1 rRNA gene is annotated in these 469 nt (G+C 52.0%); it reads left to right on the top strand.

From position 1 onward, the window contains the following. Positions 1-469, top strand: a 16S ribosomal RNA gene (locus tag HMPREF2917_RS07750); the annotation flags it as partial.

Raw genomic sequence — 469 nt, 5'->3', positions numbered from 1 at the left:
ACACGGCCCAGACTCCTACGGGAGGCAGCAGTAGGGAATCTTCGGCAATGGGGGCAACCCTGACCGAGCAACGCCGCGTGAGTGAAGAAGGTTTTCGGATCGTAAAGCTCTGTTGTAAGAGAAGAACGAGTGTGAGAGTGGAAAGTTCACACTGTGACGGTAACTTACCAGAAAGGGACGGCTAACTACGTGCCAGCAGCCGCGGTAATACGTAGGTCCCGAGCGTTATCCGGATTTATTGGGCGTAAAGCGAGCGCAGGCGGTTAGATAAGTCTGAAGTTAAAGGCTGTGGCTTAACCATAGTACGCTTTGGAAACTGTTTAACTTGAGTGCAGAAGGGGAGAGTGGAATTCCATGTGTAGCGGTGAAATGCGTAGATATATGGAGGAACACCGGTGGCGAAAGCGGCTCTCTGGTCTGTAACTGACGCTGAGGCTCGAAAGCGTGGGGAGCAAACAGGATTAGATAC

It is taken from the genome of Streptococcus sp. HMSC061E03, from assembly GCF_001813505.1.
In the GTDB taxonomy this organism is placed as follows: Bacteria; Bacillota; Bacilli; order Lactobacillales; family Streptococcaceae; genus Streptococcus.
The sequence above is the reverse complement of the archived record's forward strand: the minus strand, read 5'-3'. Positions and strand labels throughout refer to the sequence as shown.